Annotated in this window: 18 protein-coding genes; 14 read left to right on the top strand and 4 right to left on the bottom strand. The window is 72.6% G+C overall.

Features of this window, described 5'->3' with window-relative positions; all coding sequences use genetic code 11:
- The first annotated feature begins 127 nt into the window (after positions 1-127).
- The 9 genes from RI138_RS05295 (at position 128) to RI138_RS05255 (ending at position 10,510) form a co-directional block, all read left to right on the top strand.
- Positions 128-2,260, top strand: coding sequence for a tetratricopeptide repeat protein (locus tag RI138_RS05295; RefSeq protein ID WP_311118965.1), 2,133 nt, complete (start codon positions 128-130; stop codon positions 2,258-2,260).
- A 143-nt stretch (positions 2,261-2,403) separates the two neighbouring features.
- Entirely contained in the window at positions 2,404-3,519 is a 1,116-nt protein-coding gene (gene ald, locus RI138_RS05290; RefSeq protein WP_311122807.1) for an alanine dehydrogenase, read from the top strand.
- Between the two features lie 368 nt (positions 3,520-3,887).
- On the top strand, positions 3,888-5,006 hold the full coding sequence (locus RI138_RS05285; protein ID WP_096632213.1) for a ParA family protein: 1,119 nt from the start codon (positions 3,888-3,890) through the stop codon (positions 5,004-5,006).
- The gene (locus tag RI138_RS05280) at positions 5,003-5,566 is read left to right on the top strand and encodes a hypothetical protein (protein WP_311122806.1); all 564 of its coding nucleotides are present in this window, start codon (positions 5,003-5,005) and stop codon (positions 5,564-5,566) included. Before RI138_RS05285 ends, RI138_RS05280 begins: the two co-directional genes overlap by 4 nt.
- A gap of 82 nt (positions 5,567-5,648) precedes the next feature.
- Entirely contained in the window at positions 5,649-6,692 is a 1,044-nt protein-coding gene (locus RI138_RS05275; protein ID WP_311118964.1) for a segregation and condensation protein A, read from the top strand.
- A complete protein-coding gene (gene scpB, locus RI138_RS05270; RefSeq protein WP_311118963.1) occupies positions 6,689-7,345 on the top strand; it encodes an SMC-Scp complex subunit ScpB in 657 nt (218 codons plus the stop codon). Before RI138_RS05275 ends, scpB begins: the two co-directional genes overlap by 4 nt.
- Entirely contained in the window at positions 7,345-8,592 is a 1,248-nt protein-coding gene (locus RI138_RS05265; protein WP_311118962.1) for a pseudouridine synthase, read from the top strand. Before scpB ends, RI138_RS05265 begins: the two co-directional genes overlap by 1 nt.
- A 143-nt stretch (positions 8,593-8,735) precedes the next feature.
- Positions 8,736-9,488, top strand: a complete 753-nt coding sequence (locus RI138_RS05260) for an NUDIX hydrolase (RefSeq protein ID WP_311118961.1) — start codon at positions 8,736-8,738, stop codon at positions 9,486-9,488.
- Complete coding sequence (locus RI138_RS05255; RefSeq protein WP_311118960.1) at positions 9,485-10,510, top strand: ADP-ribosylglycohydrolase family protein; 1,026 nt, start codon at positions 9,485-9,487, stop codon at positions 10,508-10,510. Before RI138_RS05260 ends, RI138_RS05255 begins: the two co-directional genes overlap by 4 nt.
- Here the strand turns inward: RI138_RS05255 and RI138_RS05250 are convergent, their stop codons facing one another.
- On the bottom strand, positions 10,511-11,245 hold the full coding sequence (locus RI138_RS05250) for a nucleotidyltransferase domain-containing protein (protein WP_311118959.1): 735 nt from the start codon (positions 11,243-11,245) through the stop codon (positions 10,511-10,513).
- Positions 11,246-11,326: 81 nt separating this feature from the next.
- A complete protein-coding gene (locus RI138_RS05245) occupies positions 11,327-11,743 on the bottom strand; it encodes a Rieske (2Fe-2S) protein (protein WP_096633026.1) in 417 nt (138 codons plus the stop codon).
- Between the two features lie 289 nt (positions 11,744-12,032).
- Here RI138_RS05245 and aroH point away from each other — a divergent pair, with 289 nt between their 5' ends.
- The 5 genes from aroH (at position 12,033) to der (ending at position 16,489) form a co-directional block, all read left to right on the top strand.
- Positions 12,033-12,395, top strand: coding sequence for a chorismate mutase (aroH, locus tag RI138_RS05240; RefSeq protein ID WP_096633025.1), 363 nt, complete (start codon positions 12,033-12,035; stop codon positions 12,393-12,395).
- The gene (locus tag RI138_RS05235; protein ID WP_311118958.1) at positions 12,392-13,477 is read left to right on the top strand and encodes a prephenate dehydrogenase; all 1,086 of its coding nucleotides are present in this window, start codon (positions 12,392-12,394) and stop codon (positions 13,475-13,477) included. The genes aroH and RI138_RS05235 overlap by 4 nt, the downstream gene beginning before the upstream one ends.
- A 122-nt stretch (positions 13,478-13,599) precedes the next feature.
- Positions 13,600-14,295, top strand: coding sequence for a (d)CMP kinase (gene cmk, locus RI138_RS05230; RefSeq protein WP_311118957.1), 696 nt, complete (start codon positions 13,600-13,602; stop codon positions 14,293-14,295).
- Positions 14,292-14,948: a lysophospholipid acyltransferase family protein gene (locus RI138_RS05225; RefSeq protein ID WP_311118956.1), complete on the top strand. Its 657-nt coding sequence runs from the start codon at positions 14,292-14,294 to the stop codon at positions 14,946-14,948. The genes cmk and RI138_RS05225 overlap by 4 nt, the downstream gene beginning before the upstream one ends.
- 68 nt (positions 14,949-15,016) lie before the next feature.
- Positions 15,017-16,489, top strand: coding sequence for a ribosome biogenesis GTPase Der (gene der / locus RI138_RS05220; protein WP_311118955.1), 1,473 nt, complete (start codon positions 15,017-15,019; stop codon positions 16,487-16,489).
- A gap of 65 nt (positions 16,490-16,554) precedes the next feature.
- On the opposite strand, the gene RI138_RS05215 is transcribed toward der, so the two are convergent.
- Positions 16,555-16,878: a hypothetical protein gene (locus RI138_RS05215; RefSeq protein WP_311118954.1), complete on the bottom strand. Its 324-nt coding sequence runs from the start codon at positions 16,876-16,878 to the stop codon at positions 16,555-16,557.
- Between the two features lie 137 nt (positions 16,879-17,015).
- Positions 17,016-17,795 (bottom strand): hypothetical protein, encoded by a 780-nt coding sequence (locus tag RI138_RS05210; protein ID WP_096627756.1) that lies wholly within the window; start codon positions 17,793-17,795, stop codon positions 17,016-17,018.
- Positions 17,796-18,115 lie beyond the last annotated feature (320 nt).

Genomic DNA, 18,115 nt, shown 5'->3' with positions numbered 1-18,115 from the left:
GATCGGGGGATGTTCCCCCGCCCTCCGCCCCGCTCTGCGGTGATCCTCGCCACCGCTGAACTACGCTCGAAAGGCCCCGACCGGAGATCCGGCGGGCACTGCGTGCAGCGAAGTGGGAGCGTGGCTCGTGACCGATCAGGCGGTGGACACCAGCGGCCTGGCAAAGGCCCCGGCGACCGAGGAGCCGTCCGGTGCCGCTCCGCCCCGATTCTTCGGCCGCGAACGTGAGTTGAAGGCCCTGCGCGAGGACATCGAGCGGGCCGGACTGGACACCCTCGCGGGCCGCAAGACCCCCCGTGCCCGCGTCCTGCTCATCGCGGGGCGTCCCGGCTCCGGCCGCAGCGCACTTGCCGAGGAGCTGGCCGGAGCCCTCACCGGCACCGACACCGCCGGGCCCGCCGCCTCCGCGACGGGCGCGCTGCCGTGGGCCGTTCCCGGTACGGGGTCGGGCGACTACCCCGACGGGGTGATCCGGGTCGGCCTCACCGACCCGGGCGGCGAAGCCGTCCCCACCGAGCGCACCGCCGGGGAGATCCTCGGCCTCCTCGGGGTGGCCGTCCCGCCCGGTGCCGATCAGGACGAGCTGTCCGAGATGGTCCGCGAGGCCCTCGCCGTACGCCGGCTCGTCCTGCTGCTCGACGACGCGGCCGACGCCGAACAGGTCGACCCGCTGCTCCCGGAGAACCCGGACTGCCTGGTCGTCGCCACCGCGACAGGACCCCTGACCGGCATCCCCGACGTGCGGCCCTGCACCCTCGGCGGACTGGAGGCGGGCGCGGCCGTACAACTGCTCGCCCGCGCCATCGGGCAGGTCCGCATCACCGTCGACCCCCGCACCGCCCAGACCCTGGCAGAGGAGTGCGGGGGGCAGCCCGCTGCGCTCACCCTGGTCGGAGGGCTGCTCGCCGCCCACCCGATGGCCTCGGTGGCCGACGTCGCCAAGCAGCTGCACGAGCTGCCCGACTCCGGCGAGCAGCAGCCCACCGCCGCCCGCCCGCTGGCCCGCGCCTTCCGGCTCGTCCACGACTCCCTGCCGGGGGCCGCCGCCCGGATACTGCGTCTGCTGGCCCTCGCGCCCGCCGGGCTCGCCGACGCCCACACGGCCTCCGCGCTGGCGGGCTGCTCGGTCTCGGCCGCCCGCTCGACGCTGGACGACTTCGTGCGGCTGGGCCTGTTGCGGACGGACGGCGCCGCCCACCCCCAGTACGCGGTGCCCGGCTGCCTCGCCCCGATGCTGCGGGCCCTCCTGGAGGACCGGGACCGGCCCGCCGAGATCCAGCTCGCCCGCGCCCGGATGCTGGAGCGGACCGTGCGCCGCCTCCAGTCCTGCCGGGCGGTCACCGAACCGGAGGGCTCCACCGCCCGCCGCAAGCTCGCCGGGCTGCCCCGCTCGCTGCGCTTCCCGAACGCGGAGGAGGCGGGCGCCTGGCTGCGCAAGCGGCAGCCCGCCCTGCTGGCCTCCGCCCGGCTCGCCGTCGCGGACGGGGAGCTCGACACCCTGGCCCGGCGGCTGGTGGCCGCCCTGGTGCGGGCCCTGGCCGTGCACCGGGGGACGGAGGCGGCCGCCCCCGAGCTGTACGGGCTGCACGGCCTGGTCCTCGACGTGGCGCAGCGCCGCGAACTGCCCCGGGAGCAGGCGGCCGCCCTGCTGAACCTCGCCGATCTGGACGCCCGCACCGGTCGCACCCGCGAGGCGCTGACCCGCTACCGGGCCGCGCTGGACGCCGGAAGGGCCGCGAAGGACCTGTACGCCACCGGCCGCGCGATGGAATCCGTAGGCGGCGCGTACGAGGAGCTGGGGGACTACCACCGGGCCGCCGACTGGTACGGCCGGGCACTCTCCCAGCGCCTCACCCAGGGTGAGCGGGCGGACGAGGCGCGCCTCTACGGGCGGCTCGGCGCCGTGCACACGTACGCCGGGCGCTACGGCGAGGCGCTGCGGAACTGGCGGGCGGCCGCGGCGGGCCACCGCAGGCTCGGCGACCCGGCGGCGCAGGCGCGGGCGCTCAGCGAGGCGGGCCGGGTCCAGGAGTACGCGGGCCGGCCGCACGACTCGCTCCAGACCTGCCGGGAGGCCGTCGAGCTGGCCCGGCGCGCCGGTGACGTGCGGCTTCAGGCGGCGCTCCAGCTGCGTCTTGCCGACACGCTGGACCGGCTGGGGGATCCGGCGGCGGCCCGGCTGCACCGGGGCGCGGCCGATAGATTGCTGGGCGAGGAGGGCTCCACCTGCGAAATCCGTAGTGCTTCGACAGAAAGTTAATGCTTTGTAAGGCTAGACAGCGCGAAGTCCTTCATTAGACTGGCTCTGCCGCGTTCCTTCGTGGCGTCTCCATTTATGCTGTATATGTCCGGGTCTGCACCGATGTGCCCGGATGACCCTCCGAGCCAAGGACCGTGATCGACGTGAAGGTCGGCATCCCCCGCGAAGTCAAGAACAACGAGTTCCGGGTGGCGATCACCCCCGCCGGAGTGCATGAGCTCGTCCGCCACGGCCACCAGGTCGTCATCGAGCAGAACGCCGGCGTCGGCTCGTCCATCCCGGACGAGGAGTACGTCGCCGCCGGTGCGCAGATCCTGCCCACCGCCGACGAGGTCTGGGCCGCCGCCGACCTGCTGCTCAAGGTCAAGGAGCCGGTCGCCGAGGAGTACCACCGCCTCCGCAAGGACCAGACGCTCTTCACCTACCTGCACCTCGCCGCCTCCCGCGAGTGCACCGACGCGCTGCTGGCCTCCGGCACCACCGCCATCGCGTACGAGACGGTCGAGACCGCCAACCGCGCGCTCCCGCTGCTCGCCCCGATGTCCGAGGTCGCGGGCCGCCTGGCCCCGCAGGTCGGCGCGTACCACCTGATGCGCTCGGTCGGCGGCCGCGGTGTGCTCCCCGGTGGCGTCCCCGGCACCCACGCCGGCGAGGCCGTCGTCATCGGTGGCGGTGTCTCCGGCTGGAACGCCACGCAGATCGCCGTGGGCCTCGGCTTCCACGTCACGCTGCTCGACCGCGACATCAACAAGCTCCGCGAGGCCGACAAGATCTTCGGCACCAAGGTGAAGACCGTCGTCTCCAACGCCTTCGAGCTGGAGAAGGCCGTCGTCGAGGCCGACCTCGTCATCGGCGCCGTGCTCATCCCCGGAGCCAAGGCCCCGAAGCTGGTCACCAACGAGCTCGTCGCCAAGATGAAGCCCGGAAGTGTCCTTGTCGACATCGCGATCGACCAGGGCGGCTGCTTCGAGGACTCGCACCCGACCACCCACGCCGAGCCGACCTTCCGGGTCCACGACTCGGTCTTCTACTGCGTCGCCAACATGCCTGGCGCGGTGCCCAACACCTCCACCTACGCGCTCACCAACGCCACGCTGCCCTACATCGTGGAGCTGGCGAACCGCGGCTGGGTCGAAGCGCTGCGCCGGGACGCCGCACTCGCCAAGGGCCTCAACACCCATGAGGGCCAGGTGGTTTACCGCGAGGTGGCCGAGGCGCACGACCTCCCGCACGTCGAGCTGAGCACCCTCCTCGGCTGACGGGTCAACCTCTTCCGTCAACATCGCACGTCCGGCCGGACCTTGCCGAGCAAGGTCCGGCCGGACGTGCGTCGGGCCCGCCGAGGCCCTTGCGCAACTCGCCTCGAACGTAACCCTTTACCCGTTTCGTGCAGCGGCGAAATGTGCGGCTTGGACGCTGTGCACCCTTGACAGCGAGACGTTCGATTGCCGACACATCGGGCCGGGTCCGGCGGATTGTGTTGCTGCGGACCGGTGACACGCCATAGAGTCGCCAATCGTCGGCATGGTGCCACGCTGACCTATCGATAAGTTTCCTGGTCACGTCCAAGGAGGTAAGACGACTTGTGAATGAGTCGACAATTACTCCCGGGGGTGGTCAACCAGGGATGCCTGCACGGGGTCTGAGCCCGATCGGGCTCGAAGCTGTCGGCTCCGTCGCTGTCCGCACCTTCGCCACCCAACAGCACATGACGACAGCCCCCCAGATGATGGACGGCCCACACGTGAACGCCACGGCCGGCAACGAGAGCAGCCGGGACACCGACAGCTTCGCCGACTTCGCCGAGGTGCCCGAGGGGCACTTCTACGACCCCGACGCCGAGTACGAGCCCGACCCGGAGTACGCGGCCACCCTCGCGCCCGACGCCGCGCGTCAGCGCCGCGAGCGCATCGGCCCGACCGGACGGCCCCTGCCGTACTTCCCGATCCCGGGTCCCCTGACCGACCACGGCCCCGCGAAGATCATCGCGATGTGCAACCAGAAGGGCGGCGTCGGCAAGACCACGTCGACCATCAACCTGGGTGCCGCCCTCGCGGAGTACGGACGCCGGGTCCTGCTCGTCGACTTCGACCCGCAGGGCGCCCTCTCGGTCGGCCTCGGGGTCAACCCGATGGAGCTCGACCTCACCGTCTACAACCTGCTCATGGAGCGGGGCATGGCGGCCGACGAGGTCCTGCTCAAGACCGCGGTCCCCAACATGGACCTGCTGCCCAGCAACATCGACCTCTCCGCGGCCGAGGTGCAGCTCGTCAGCGAGGTGGCCCGCGAGTCCACGCTCCAGCGCGCCCTGAAGCCGCTGATGGCCGACTACGACTACATCGTGATCGACTGTCAGCCCTCGCTCGGCCTGCTCACCGTGAACGCCCTGACGGCCGCTCACAAGGTCATAGTGCCGCTGGAGTGCGAGTTCTTCGCGCTGCGCGGGGTGGCGCTGCTCACCGAGACCATCGAGAAGGTCCAGGAGCGGCTCAACCCGGAGCTGGAGCTCGACGGCATCCTCGCCACCATGTACGACTCCCGTACGGTGCACAGCCGCGAGGTCCTGGCGCGCGTCGTCGAGGCCTTCGACGACCACGTCTACCACACGGTCATCGGGCGCACGGTCCGCTTCCCGGAGACCACGGTCGCCGGTGAGCCCATCACCACGTACGCCTCCAACTCGGTCGGCGCCGCCGCCTATCGCCAGCTCGCCAGGGAGGTGCTCGCCCGGTGTCACGCCGAGTGAGTCTGCCCGGTGCCGACGAGCTGTTCCGTACCACCGGAGGCGGGATGGGCCTCCAGCCCTCCTCCCCGGCGGACAGGCGGCGCAAGGCGAACGCCGAGCCGCGCGTCCCGGCGCCCGCCGGAGAGAGCGATCCCTCCGGCCGGGCCGCGTCCGCCGACCGCGAGGAGCACACCGCGGCCGACGCCGACGGCGACGACACGCGCGGCCGGGGCGAGGGCGAACGTTCCTCCTCCGCCAAGACTGCCTCCGGCGATCGCCCCGCGGCTTCCGCGGCCCCGGCGGAGCAGCCCCCGGCGGTCCAGCCGCAGCGCAGGCGCGGCGGCGGACGCGGGGCGAACCGCCGCCCCAGCGGCCGGGAGCGGCACGACGAGAAGATCACGGTCTACGTCTCCGCCGAGGAGCTGATGGACCTCGAACACGCCCGGCTCGTCCTGCGCGGTGAACACGGCCTCGCCGTCGACCGCGGCCGCATCGTCCGCGAGGCGGTGGCGGTGGTCCTGGCAGACCTGGAGTCCCGGGGCGACGCGAGCATCCTCGTGCGGCGGCTGCGCGGCCGCTGAGCGGCACGGCGCGGGTAGCCTGCCGGTTGGGGCCCGCCGACCGGCGGGGCCCGTCCCCGCCCCGCCCCACCCCTGGACCACCATGCCGACGCCCGCCGACCCCGCCGTCCCGCGCCGCCGTGCGCTCGGGCGGGGGCCGGGGGCGGCAGCGGCAGCCGTGGAGGCGGTGGCGGCGGCTCCGGAAGCCGTACGGGGGCCGGAAGCCGTTGCCGAGGTACCGGCGGCCGAGCCGGAGCCGGTACGGGAGCCGGAAGCCGTCGCCGTGGTACCGGAGTCCGCGGCTGAGCGCACGGCGGCCGACGACAAGCGCTTCACCGTCCGGCTGGTGAACTTCGAGGGCCCCTTCGACCTGCTTCTCCAGCTGATCTCCAAGCACAAGCTGGACGTGACCGAGGTCGCGCTCTCCAAGGTCACCGACGAGTTCATGGCGTACATCCGCGCCATGGGCCCCGACGGGGACCTCGACCAGACCACGGAGTTCCTCGTCGTCGCCGCCACCCTCCTCGACCTCAAGGCCGCCCGGCTGCTGCCCGCCGCCGAGGTGGAGGACGAGGCGGACCTCGCGCTCCTGGAGGCGCGGGACCTGCTCTTCGCGCGGCTGCTCCAGTACCGGGCGTACAAGCAGATCGCCGAGATCTTCCAGGGCCGTCTGGAGTCCGAGGCCCGCCGCCACCCCCGTACCGTCGGCCTGGAGGACCACCACGCGGAGCTGCTGCCCGAGGTCGTCATCAGCATCGGACCCGAGGGCTTCGCGAAGCTCGCGGTGAAGGCGATGCAGCCGAAGCCCAAGCCCCAGGTGTACGTGGACCACATCCACGCCCCCCTGGTCAGCGTGCGGGAGCAGGCGGGCATCGTGGTGGAGCGGCTGCGCGAGGCGGGGGCGGCGGTGAGCTTCCGCACGCTGACCGAGGACGCGCCGGACACCCTCACCGTGGTCGCCCGCTTCCTCGCCCTGCTGGAGCTGTACCGCGAGAAGGCCGTCACCCTGGACCAGGACGAGGCGCTGGGAGACCTGCTGGTGGCCTGGTGCGGCGGGGCGGACGCGGAGCCGGTGGTGACGGACGAGTTCGACCAGGAGATCCAGGCGCTGAACGGGACCCCCGATGAGAAGGACGTACGGGAATGAGCGAGCAGCCGACTCAGGTGGAGGGCGAGGGGGCGGTCGCCGCGCTCGACCTGAAGCCCGCCCTGGAGGCGGTCCTCATGGTCGTCGACGAGCCCGCCACCGTCGACCAGCTGGCCAAGGTGCTCCAGCGGCCCCGCAGGGCCGTGGCGGACGCGCTGCGGGAGCTGGCCGACGAGTACACCGTGCAGCGCCGCGGCTTCGACCTGCGGCTCGTGGCGGGCGGCTGGCGCTTCTACACCCGTCCCGAGTACGCGGCGGCCGTGGAGGGCTTCGTCCTGGACGGCCAGCACGCCCGGCTCACACAGGCCGCGCTGGAGACCCTGGCGGTGGTCGCCTACCGGCAGCCGGTGAGCCGGTCGAGGGTCTCGGCGGTGCGCGGGGTCAACTGCGACGGCGTCATGCGGACCCTCCTCCAGAGGGGCCTGGTGGCCGAGGCGGGCGCGGAACCCGAAACAGGTGCGATCCTGTACAGGACGACGAACTACTTTCTGGAGCGAATGGGCCTGCGCGGCCTGGACGAGCTCCCGGAGCTCGCGCCCTTCCTCCCGGAGGCGGACGCGATCGAGGCTGAGACGCTAGAGGGTGTGCCGTCGTTCGATCCGGACGCACCGGACACCCCGGATACTCACGCAGACGACAAGACGGAATTTTGATGCGAAGCAGTGGCAGGAACAGCGGAAGCGGCAGCGGCGGCCGGCCCCCCAGGAGTGGGAACGGCGCGGGCGGAGGCGGCCGCAGCGGCGGCGGGTCCTTCCGCCAGGGCCAGAGCGGCGGCCAGGGCGGACGCCCCGGTGGCCAGGGCGGACGCGGCGGCGCGCAGGGCGGTCGTTCCGGCGGCCAGGGCGGCCGTCCGGGCTTCCAGGGCGGTCGCGACGAGCAGGACAAGGACAAGCGTCCTCGCCGTCCCCGCCCCGAGGAGCGCCGCTACGACGTGGGCAACGACGCCCCCGGCGCCCGGCCCGAGCAGGACGGCCCCCGCAAGGGGCGCGGCGCGGCGGCGCGCGGCGGCGCCAAGGGCGGCCCCAAGCCCGCGCAGGGCGGCGGCCGCAGCGGCGGTTTCCGTCGCGGTGCGCCCTCGCGCCCGCGCGAGCTGGACGCCAAGATCGAGCAGCGCAACCGCGACCGGTACGCGAACAAGCCCGACATCAAGCTCCCCAAGACCCACCCGGGCGCCGAGCAGGAGGGCGAGCGGCTGCAGAAGGTCCTCGCCCGGGCCGGCATGGGCTCGCGCCGCGCGTGCGAGGAGCTGATCGAGCAGGCCCGGGTCGAGGTCAACGGCGAGATCGTCGTCGAGCAGGGCATGCGCGTCGATGTGCACCAGGACGAGATCAAGGTCGACGGCCTGACCGTCGCCGCGCAGTCCTATCTCTTCTTCGCGCTGAACAAGCCCGCCGGGGTCGTCTCCTCGATGGAGGACCCGGACGGCCGCCAGTGCCTCGGCGACTACGTGACCAACCGCGAGACGCGGCTGTTCCACGTCGGCCGGCTGGACACCGAGACCGAGGGCATCATCATGCTCACCAACCACGGTGAGCTGGCCCACCGCCTCACGCACCCCAAGTACGGCGTCAAGAAGACCTACCTGGCCGCCATCCAGGGCCCCCTGCCGCGCGACCTCGGCAAGCGGCTCAAGGACGGCATCCAGCTGGAGGACGGCTACGCCCGCGCCGACCACTTCCGCGTGGTCGAGAACACCGGCAAGAACTACCTGGTCGAGGTGACCCTCCACGAGGGCCGCAAGCACATCGTGCGCCGGATGCTGGCCGAAGCGGGCTTCCCGGTCGAGCGCCTCGTACGGACGTCGTTCGGGCCGATTCCGCTGGGCGACCAGAAGTCCGGGTGGCTGCGCCGCCTGACGAACACCGAGGTCGGCATGCTGATGCGCGAGGTCGGCCTGTAGCCGCACCGGGTTCCGCTGGAATCCGGGTTCCGCTTGAAGGCCCGTGGCCGGTTCTGTTCAGGATTCTCGAACAGGACCGGCCGCGGGCCTTCTGCCGTCCCCGTCCATCCTTTATAGTCAGAGTGACTATTAGGAGGGATTCCGTGTCCGAGGGCTACGACCCGCACGCCTTCGCCCCGTTCGCGGTCACCGTCGACCTCGCGGTCTTCACCGTCCGTGAGACCCGGCTGCACGTGCTGCTCGTCGAACGCGGCCAGGAGCCGTTCCGGGGCAGGTGGGCGCTGCCCGGCGGGTTCCTCCTGCCGCGCGAGTCGGCGGAGGGTGCCGCCCGTCGCGAACTCGCCGAGGAGACCGGTCTCGGCCCGGGCACCGTCGGCGCCCTCCACCTCGAACAGCTGCGCACCTATACCGACCCGGACCGCGACCCGAGGATGCGGGTCGTCTCCGTCGCGTACGCCGCGCTCCTGCCGGACCTGCCCGAACCGCACGGCGGCGGGGACGCGGTGAGCGCCCGTTGGGAGGACGCGGCCCGCACCGGACCGCTGGCCTTCGACCACGACCGGATCCTCGCCGACGCCCGCGACCGGATCGGCGCCAAGCTCGAATACACCTGCCTGGCCACCGAGTTCTGCCCCGCCGAGTTCACCCTCGGCGAGCTCCAGCAGGTCTACGAGACCATCTGGGGCGTCGAGCTCGACCGCCCCAACTTCCGGCGCAAGGTCCTGGGCGCGCCCGGCTTCGTCCGGCCCGTCGAAGGCCCCCCGCGCCGCACGGGCGGACGCGGGAAACCCGCCGCGCTCTACCGGGCGGGCGACGCCACCGCCCTGCACCCACCGCTCCTGCGCCCGCCCGCCACCAGGCCCCACCCCGCCGCACGGAAAGGACGAGACGGATGACCGTCACCACCCCGCCCCTCACCAAGCAGGCCGCCACCGGCGTACTCACCGGGCTCGCGCTCGGCGACGCCCTCGGCTTCCCCACCGAGTTCAACGACGTCCCCTCGATCCTCGCCAAGTGCGGCCCCTGGCGGCGGATGGAGCTGCCGAAGCCCGCCTTCGTCACTGACGACACCCAGATGACCATCGCGTTCGGCCGGGGCATCCGCACCGCCATGGACAGCGGACTGCTCACCCCCGAGCGGATGGTGGGCCCGGTCCGCGCGGAGTTCGTCGCCTGGTACCACTCGCCCGACAACAACCGCGCCCCCGGCCGCACCTGCCTGGAGGCGTGCGAACTGCTCGACGGCGACCGGATCTGGCAGGAGGCCAGCCGGACCGGCTCCAAGGGCTGCGGCGCCAACATGCGCGTCGCCCCGATCGGCCTCGTCCCCGGACTGAGCGACGAACAGCGCGCCGGAGCCGCCCAGCTCCAGGCCGCCCTCACCCACGGCCACCCCACCGCGCTGGCCGCCTCCGACCTGCTGGCCCGGGCGGTGTTCCTGCTCGCCCAGGGAGCCGAACCGCTCGGCCTGATCGGCCAGTTGCGCAGCTACGCGTACGAGAACAGCGGCCGCTACCACACACGGTGGCTCGGCGACCTGTGGCGTTTCACGCACGACGCCTCGCCCGAGGCCTTCATCAGCCGTGGCTGGGAGGAGTGCCTGACCGCGCTGGCCACCGTGCAGGACGCCCTGCGCGACCCGTCGCCGGAGACCGACCCCTGCGAGCGGACCGGGGACGGCTGGATCGCGGAGGAGGCCCTCGCCACCGCCCTGCACTGCTTCCTGCTCTTCCCCGAGGAGCCCCTCACCGCCCTGCGCCGGGCCGCCTGCACCCGGGGCGACTCCGACTCGATCGCCTGCCTCACCGGCGCACTGGCCGGGGCGCACCTGGGCGCGGCCGCCTGGCCCAAGGAGTGGTCGGAGCGCATCGAGTACCGCAGCGACCTGCTCTCCCTCGCGGCGCTCTGGGACTCCTGATCACCCTCGGTCCGGGCCGTGGACGCCCGGCGTCCCGGCCGTCTCCCGGGCCGCGGATGCCCGCCGGGTCCGGACCAGGAAGTCCTCCACCGCCGCCCGGTCGGGGCCGGCCGGCAGCGGGGAGCGGGCCGCCGCCTCGTCGTTCTCCTCGGCGAGGCGGTTCATCCGGCGCTCCACCTCCGGCCAGGGCACCTCGCCCCGCTTCACCGCCAGCAGCCCGTCCCGCGCCTCACCGACGTCGACGTGCAGTTCACCGGTCCGCAGCAGGTCCCGGCTGCTCGCCAGCAGCCGCAGCAGATGCGTCGCGTGCTTCCAGCGCGGCGTCCCGTGATTCCGGACGTCCGCCTCCAGCCTCCGGCGCTGTCCCAGCGCGTAGCGGACGAAGCGGTCGTGCGCGAGGCGCGACAGGAACGCCGAGCGCAGCGCCAGCAACTCGCGGCCGGTGTCGTCCACGTACTCCACCAGCGGCGAGTGCAGGCACTCCAGGGCATTCGGGTTGGCCCGCAGCGCCAGGTCGCAGAAGCGTTCCAGCTCCCAGGAGAACTGCTCCGGCGCGGGGCCCTCGACATGCGTCGGGGGCTTGGTGAAGCGCCAGAACAGCGCGGTGGGCGCGAGGAACACCCCGCGCCGGTCCGTATCGCTGTCCTCGGTGGCCAGCCCGAACGCGCGCGAGCCCATCACACAGGCGTAGACCGTGTGGTCGCGTACGAGCATCTCGTCGGCAATGGTGATCATGGCCGGGAGGCTACGGGAGGCAGGGCCGCCCCCGCCCGCCCATTTCGGGGGCGTACGCGGCTCCCGGCCCGGGCGGACCGGTCAGGCCGAGCGGATCGTGCCGCCCGAGACGGTGATCTGCTCGGGAGGCAGCGGACGGGGCGCCGGGCCTGCCTCCACCGCCCCGTCCGCGATGCTGTACCTGCTGCCGTGGCAGGGACAGTTGATGGTGCCGTCACGCACCGTCGAGACGAGGCAGCTCTGGTGGGTGCAGACGGCGGAGAACGCCTTGAACTCGCCTTCCACCGGCTGGGTCAGCACGATCTTCTGCTCCTTGAGGATCGTGCCGCCGCCGACCGGGACGTCCGCGGTCCCGGCGAGTTCCGCGCCCTCCGACGCGGTCGGCGTACCCGTGGCCTCCCCGGCCCCGCCCTCGTCTCCGGATGATCCGCAGCCGGTCGCCAGGGCGGCGGTGCCCGCCGCGCCCGCGACCAGCACCGTCCTTCGCCGTGCGTTCATGGGCTCTCCTTCGGTGACGGGGGTGGGGCGGTGGGTGCAGGCCATCGTGGCGGCGGAGCGGCCCCAGGTGAAGCAACCGGGCGGACCGTACGCCCGACCGAGTGGTAGATAGGGTGATTTCGGCCGACATCGAGCCGGTACGCGCACCTCACGAGGGGCACAACCATGGCCGGCAACGATCTCGGCGGCCCGTCCGTCTCACGGACGGAGCACCGAGATCACCGCCGCCCGGACACCTCTAGGCTGACAGGCACGAGCGAGCGGCGAAGAGTGACTGAGGGAGTACGACGTGGCGGTACGAGCGGTCCGCGGAGCCGTCCAGCTGGACCGGGACGAGGCCGGGCACATGGACGAGCGGGTCGGTGAGCTGCTGACGGCCGTCCTGGAGCGCAACGGGCTCGTCGCCGACGACCTGATCAGCATCTGGTTCACCGCCACCCCGGATCTGCACAGCGACTTCCCGGCCGCCGCGGCCCGCGGCCTCGGGATCGTCGACGTCCCCCTGATCTGCGCCCAGGAACTGGACATCGACGGGGCCATGCCCCGGGTCGTCCGTATCCTCGTGCATGTCGAGACCTACCTCGCGCGCGCCGAGATCAACCACGTCTACCTCGGCGCCACCGCCGCCCTGCGCAAGGACATCGCCCAGTGAGAACCGCCCTCGTCATCGGAACCGGGCTCGTCGGCACCTCCGCCGCCCTCGCGCTCGCGGGCCGCGGCATCCACGTCCACCTCGCCGACCACGACCCCGAGTCCGCCCGCACCGCGGCCGCGCTCGGGGCCGGGACGGACGGGCCGCCGGAGGGCCGCGTCGACCTGGCCGTCATCGCCGTACCGCCCGCGCACACCGCAGCCGTCCTCGCCGACGCGATGCGCGACGGGGTGGCCCGCGGCTACCTGGACGTGGCCAGCGTCAAGGGCGGCCCGCGCCGCGAGCTGGAGGCGCTCGGCCTGGACCTCACCCCGTACATCGGTACGCATCCGATGGCGGGCAAGGAGCGCTCGGGACCGCTGGCCGCCACCGCCGACCTCTTCGAGGGGCGCCCCTGGGTCCTCACCCCGACCCGGGACACCGACACCGAGGTGCTCAACCTCGCCCTGGAGCTGGTCGCCCTGTGCCGGGCCGTCCCCGTGGTGATGGACGCCGACGCCCACGACCGGGCCGTCGCCCTCGTCTCGCACACCCCGCAGCTGATCTCCTCCATGGTCGCCGCCCGGCTGGAGGAGGCCGACGAGACCGCCGTACGGCTGTGCGGCCAGGGCATCCGCGACGTCACCCGGATCGCCGCCTCCGACCCCCGGATGTGGGTGGAGATCCTCTCCGCCAACCCCGGCCCGGTCGCCGACGTGCTCGCCGGGGTCGCCGCCGACCTGGAGGAGACCGTGACCGCGCTGCGCGGCCTGCACTCCGCCGACGAGCAGAAGCGCAGCGCGGGCGCCGACGCCATCGAGGACGTCCTGCGCCGGGGCAACGCGGGCCGCGTCCGGGTCCCCGGCAAGCACGGCGCCGCCCCCGCCGTGTACGAGACCGTGGCCGTCCTGATCGGCGACAGGCCGGGCGAGCTGGCCGCGATCTTCGCCGACGCGGGCCGGGCCGGGGTCAACATCGAGGACGTCCGCATCGAGCACGCCACCGGCCAGCAGGCGGGCCTGGTCCAGCTCATGGTCGAGCCCAGCGCCGCCCCGGTGCTCGGCACGGCGCTCCAGGAGCGAGGCTGGTCGATCCGCGGCTGACGGTCCCGTACGGGGGCGGTCCCGGCCTCCCCCGTACGGGGTACAAGGGCCCGCCCGGTACTCGGTAACCTGGTACGAGGCCGTCGCGCGGCCCCTCCGTCCCCGCCCCGTGTACCAGGAAGGTGTCCACCACCGTGGAAACCGCAGGCTCCCCCGTGATCGTCGCCATCGACGGGCCCTCGGGCACCGGCAAGTCGAGCACCTCGAAGGCCGTCGCCGCCAAGCTCGGCCTGAGCTACCTGGACACGGGCGCGCAGTACCGGGCCATCACCTGGTGGATGCTGAACAACGGCATCGACGTGAGCAACCCGGAGGAGATCGCCACCGCGGCCGCCAAGCCCGTGATCGTCTCCGGCACCGACCCCTCCGCCCCGACGATCACCGTCGACGGCGAGGACGCCTCCGGGCCGATCCGCACCCAGGAGGTCACCTCCAAGGTCAGCGCCGTCAGCGCGATCCCCGAGGTGCGCACCCTCATCACCGCACTCCAGCGCTCCATCGCCGCGGCCGCGCCCGGCGGCATCGTCGTCGAGGGCCGGGACATCGGCACGACCGTGCTGCCCGACGCCGACCTCAAGATCTTCCTCACCGCCTCCCCGGAGGCCCGCGCCGCCCGCCGCAGCGGCGAGGTCAAGGGCTCGGACCTGACCGCCACCCGTGAGGCCCTGATCAAGCGGGACGCGGCCGACTCCGGCCGCAAGACCTCGCCGCTCGCCAAGGCGGACGACGCCGTCGAGGTGGACACCACCGACCTGACCCTCCAGCAGGTCATCGAGTGCGTCGTCACCCTCGTCGAGGAGAAGCGGGTCGCCGCGTGAGCGATGCCACAGCCGCGCCCACCCTGCGCGGAGCGGCCGTCGGGCGCACCATCGGCATCGGCCTGATGTACGGGCTGTGGAAGCCCCGGGTGCTCGGCGCCTGGCGCGTCCCCGCCACCGGACCCGTCATACTCGCGGTGAACCACTCCCACAACATCGACGGACCGATGCTGATGGGCACCGCGCCCCGGCCGGTGCACTTCCTGATCAAGAAAGAGGCGTTCGTCGGGCCCCTGGACCCGTTCCTGCACGGGATCGGACAGATCGAGGTGGACCGTACGACCGTCGACCGCACCGCCATCAGCCACGCGCTGGGTGTCCTGGAGAACGGCGGGGCGCTCGGGATCTTCCCCGAGGGCACCCGGGGCGAGGGAGACTTCGCCTCACTGCGGGCCGGACTCGCGTACTTCGCGGTGCGCGGCGGAGCGCCGATCGTTCCCGTCGCCGTCCTGGGAAGCACCGAGCGTCGTGGACGGTTGATACGAGGGCTGCCCCCGCTGCGCAGCCGGGTCGACGTCGTCTTCGGTGACGCGTTCGACGCGAGTGCCGGCGACGGGCGGCGTACGCGCAGGGCGCTGGACGAGGCGACCCTGCGGATCCAGGCGAAGCTCACCGCCCACCTGGAAAGTGCCAAGCGCCTCACCGGGCGATAGGCCAGACTTGAGTAGTGGACCGCGCTGATCGCGGTCCATCGATGATGATGCAAAGAGGAACGGACTTCATGAACGACCAGATTCACTCCGAGGGCTCGGGCCACGAGCACGGAGCACTTGGCGATGCCGAGTTCGCGGAGTTCATGGAGCTCGCCGCGCAGGAGGGCTTCGACCTCGAAGAGGTCGAAGGCGCCCTGGACGAGGCCGGTCACGGCCCGCTTCCCGTCCTCGCGGTCGTCGGCCGCCCCAATGTCGGCAAGTCGACCCTGGTGAACCGGATCATCGGCCGCCGCGAGGCGGTCGTGCAGGACAAGCCCGGCGTCACCCGCGACCGCGTCAGCTACGAGGCCGAGTGGGCCGGGCGCCGCTTCAAGGTCGTCGACACCGGCGGCTGGGAGCAGGACGTGCTGGGCCTCGACGCCTCCGTCGCCGCCCAGGCCGAGTACGCCATCGAGACGGCCGACGCGGTCGTCTTCGTCGTCGACTCGACCGTCGGCGCCACCGACACCGACGAGGCCGTCGTCAAGCTGCTGCGCCGGGCGGGCAAGCCCGTCGTGCTCTGCGCCAACAAGGTCGACGGCCAGAGCGGCGAGGCGGACGCCACCGCCCTGTGGTCGCTCGGCCTCGGCGAGCCCTACCCGGTCTCCTCACTGCACGGCCGCGGCACCGGCGACATGCTCGACGCGGTCCTCGAAGCCCTCCCGGAGGCTCCGGCCCAGACCTTCGGCAACGGCGTCCTCGGCGGCCCCCGCCGCATCGCCCTGATCGGCCGCCCGAACGTCGGCAAGTCCTCCCTGCTGAACAAGGTCGCGGGCGAGGACCGGGTCGTCGTCAACGAACTGGCGGGCACCACCCGCGACCCGGTCGACGAGCTGATCAAGCTCGGCGGCATCACCTGGAAGTTCATCGACACGGCGGGCATCCGCCGCCGCGTCCACCTCCAGGAGGGCGCGGACTACTACGCCTCGCTGCGTACGGCCGCCGCTGTGGAGAAGGCCGAGGTCGCCGTCGTCCTGATCGACTCCAGCGAGTCCATCAGCGTCCAGGACCAGCGCATCATCACCATGGCCGTGGAGGCCGGGCGCGCGCTCGTCGTGGCGTTCAACAAGTGGGACACCCTCGACGAGGAGCGCCGCTACTACCTGGAGCGCGAGATCGAGACGGAGCTCGCACAGATCTCCTGGGCCCCGCGCGTCAACGTCTCCGCCGTCACCGGCCGCCACATGGAGAAGCTGGTCCCGGCGATCGAGACCGCCCTGGAGGGCTGGGAGACCCGCGTCCCCACCGGCCGGCTGAACGCCTTCCTCGGTGAGATCGTCGCCTCCCACCCGCACCCGGTCCGCGGTGGCAAGCAGCCGCGCATCCTCTTCGGCACCCAGGCGGGCACCAAGCCGCCGCGCTTCGTGCTCTTCGCCTCCGGCTTCCTGGAGCACGGCTACCGCCGCTTCGTCGAGCGCCGGCTGCGTGAGGAGTTCGGCTTCGAGGGCACCCCGATCCACATCTCCGTCCGGGTCCGCGAGAAGCGCGGCCGCAACAAGTAGCACGACGGCACGACGAAGCCCCGGACCGCCCCCGCTGACAGGGAGCGGTCCGGGGCTTCGTGCGCTCAGGAGTCCCGCAACCCCGGCGGCAGCGCCGCTGGGCCGGGCCGACTCGCGTGCCGACCCACCCGCTGCCAGGAGCCGAGGCTCCCGGTGTGCTGGCTCTGCCCCCCGTAGCCGCTGTGGCCGCCGTACCCGGACGGGGCCTGGTGGCCGCTCAGCGGGGTCCTGGAGGCGAAGAGACCGGCACCGAAGGCAGGAAAGCCCAGATTCTCCTCGCCGCTCCGGTCGCCCGGCAACGCCCGGAACGAGCGCCGGTACTCGGAGTACAGCGCGTCGTAGATCGGGGTGGGGGACAGGCCCCCCGACGGATCCTGCGAAGGACGCATGGCGGGGATCTGACTCTGATGCTGGCGGGGGGAGTCGTATGAGTGCACGTAGGTGCCAACGACCTCACCGCCCGTCGGATGCGGCCCCACCGGAGAAAACGCTGTTCGGCGGGGGTGCCCGAGCTGGGCGGTCATGCTCAGGTCCCGGCCAGCGGCATCGTGGCGGCGACCAGGAGCCCGTTGACCGCGGCCTTCTCCAGGGCGTCCCGGAGCAGGTCCTCGCGCGGCTGCTGGCCGATCGTCCCGGCCGGGGCGGCGAAGACGAGGACCGTCTGCGTCTTGTTGACCGCGGCCCGCCAGCCCTCGGTCACCTGGAGCGGCTGGTGGGCCTGCCACCAGGCGACCGGGTTTCCGCCGCCCGCGCTCGGCTGGAGCACGGCGTGCAGCTGGCCCACCGCCAGCAGCACGGACCAGCCGGGGAGGACCTCGGGGAGCCCGTTCAGATCGGCGGGGCGGAAGCCCTGCTCCAGCAGCAGCTGGAGAAATTCGTCACCCCCGCTGCCGTCGGTGCCGGGCCGGGCGACCGGACCGGTCGGTTCGACGACCAGGGCCGGGCGGAGATCGTCCTCGATGAGGACGAGTCCGCTGGTGATGCCGAGGACGGCCTGTTCGGGCATGAGCCCCTCCGTTGTCTTCTGCTCGCTGCCGGTGATGCTGCGCACCGCGCCCTGAAGCTGTTCTTCCGCGACCTTGACGACCTGCGAAGGGATGCACGTCGCGTGGGCGAACGCGAGCACGGCGGTCTCGTCCCCGATGAACAGCACCGTGCTGGTGCGTTCCTGGTCGGAGTCGCCGGGGGTGCGGCAGGAAGTGCAGTCGTAACTGCCGGGGGTGTCGTCGCCGACGAGCAGCCGGTCGGCTTCGTCGTCGCCGATCTCGGCGCGTACGTCCTGGCTGACGTCGAGCATGCGCGGCACGGGTGGCTCCTCGAACTCGGTGCGTGGGCCGGGCGGTTCCCGACTCATGAAAAGACAACGCGGGAGCTGTGGCCGGGGTCACGCACCGGAGCGGACGGAAGTGCGGCACAGGTCGACACATCGGTACGTCGAGGAGTCGACGCACGGGTCGAGCGCCGTCCGTGGCCGCCTGCGGCGCGCCTTCCGGAGGTTTTACCCGGGTGCGGGCAACCTCCCGACATCGTTCCCCGTCAAGCTCGGAGGGAAGCGCCGGTGAACAGACCGGTGAACAGAGGGGAAATCTGCCGGGAAGCGCAGCCTGGCAGATCAGGTCGACCAGG

The organism is Streptomyces durocortorensis, assembly GCF_031760065.1.
Classification (GTDB): domain Bacteria; phylum Actinomycetota; class Actinomycetes; order Streptomycetales; family Streptomycetaceae; genus Streptomyces.
This window is presented reverse-complemented; position numbering and strand designations above follow the sequence as displayed.

Coding starts and splice junctions, on each gene's coding strand:
- scpB (WP_311118963.1), top strand. CDS start 6,689: ATGAGCGAGCAGCCGACTCAGGTGGAGGGCGAGGGGGCGGTCGCCGCG.
- RI138_RS05275 (WP_311118964.1), top strand. CDS start 5,649: ATGCCGACGCCCGCCGACCCCGCCGTCCCGCGCCGCCGTGCGCTCGGG.
- RI138_RS05215 (WP_311118954.1), bottom strand. CDS start 16,878: ATGCGTCCTTCGCAGGATCCGTCGGGGGGCCTGTCCCCCACCCCGATC.
- RI138_RS05245 (WP_096633026.1), bottom strand. CDS start 11,743: ATGAACGCACGGCGAAGGACGGTGCTGGTCGCGGGCGCGGCGGGCACC.
- RI138_RS05265 (WP_311118962.1), top strand. CDS start 7,345: ATGCGAAGCAGTGGCAGGAACAGCGGAAGCGGCAGCGGCGGCCGGCCC.
- RI138_RS05250 (WP_311118959.1), bottom strand. CDS start 11,245: ATGATCACCATTGCCGACGAGATGCTCGTACGCGACCACACGGTCTAC.
- RI138_RS05255 (WP_311118960.1), top strand. CDS start 9,485: ATGACCGTCACCACCCCGCCCCTCACCAAGCAGGCCGCCACCGGCGTA.
- der (WP_311118955.1), top strand. CDS start 15,017: ATGAACGACCAGATTCACTCCGAGGGCTCGGGCCACGAGCACGGAGCA.
- RI138_RS05285 (WP_096632213.1), top strand. CDS start 3,888: ATGCCTGCACGGGGTCTGAGCCCGATCGGGCTCGAAGCTGTCGGCTCC.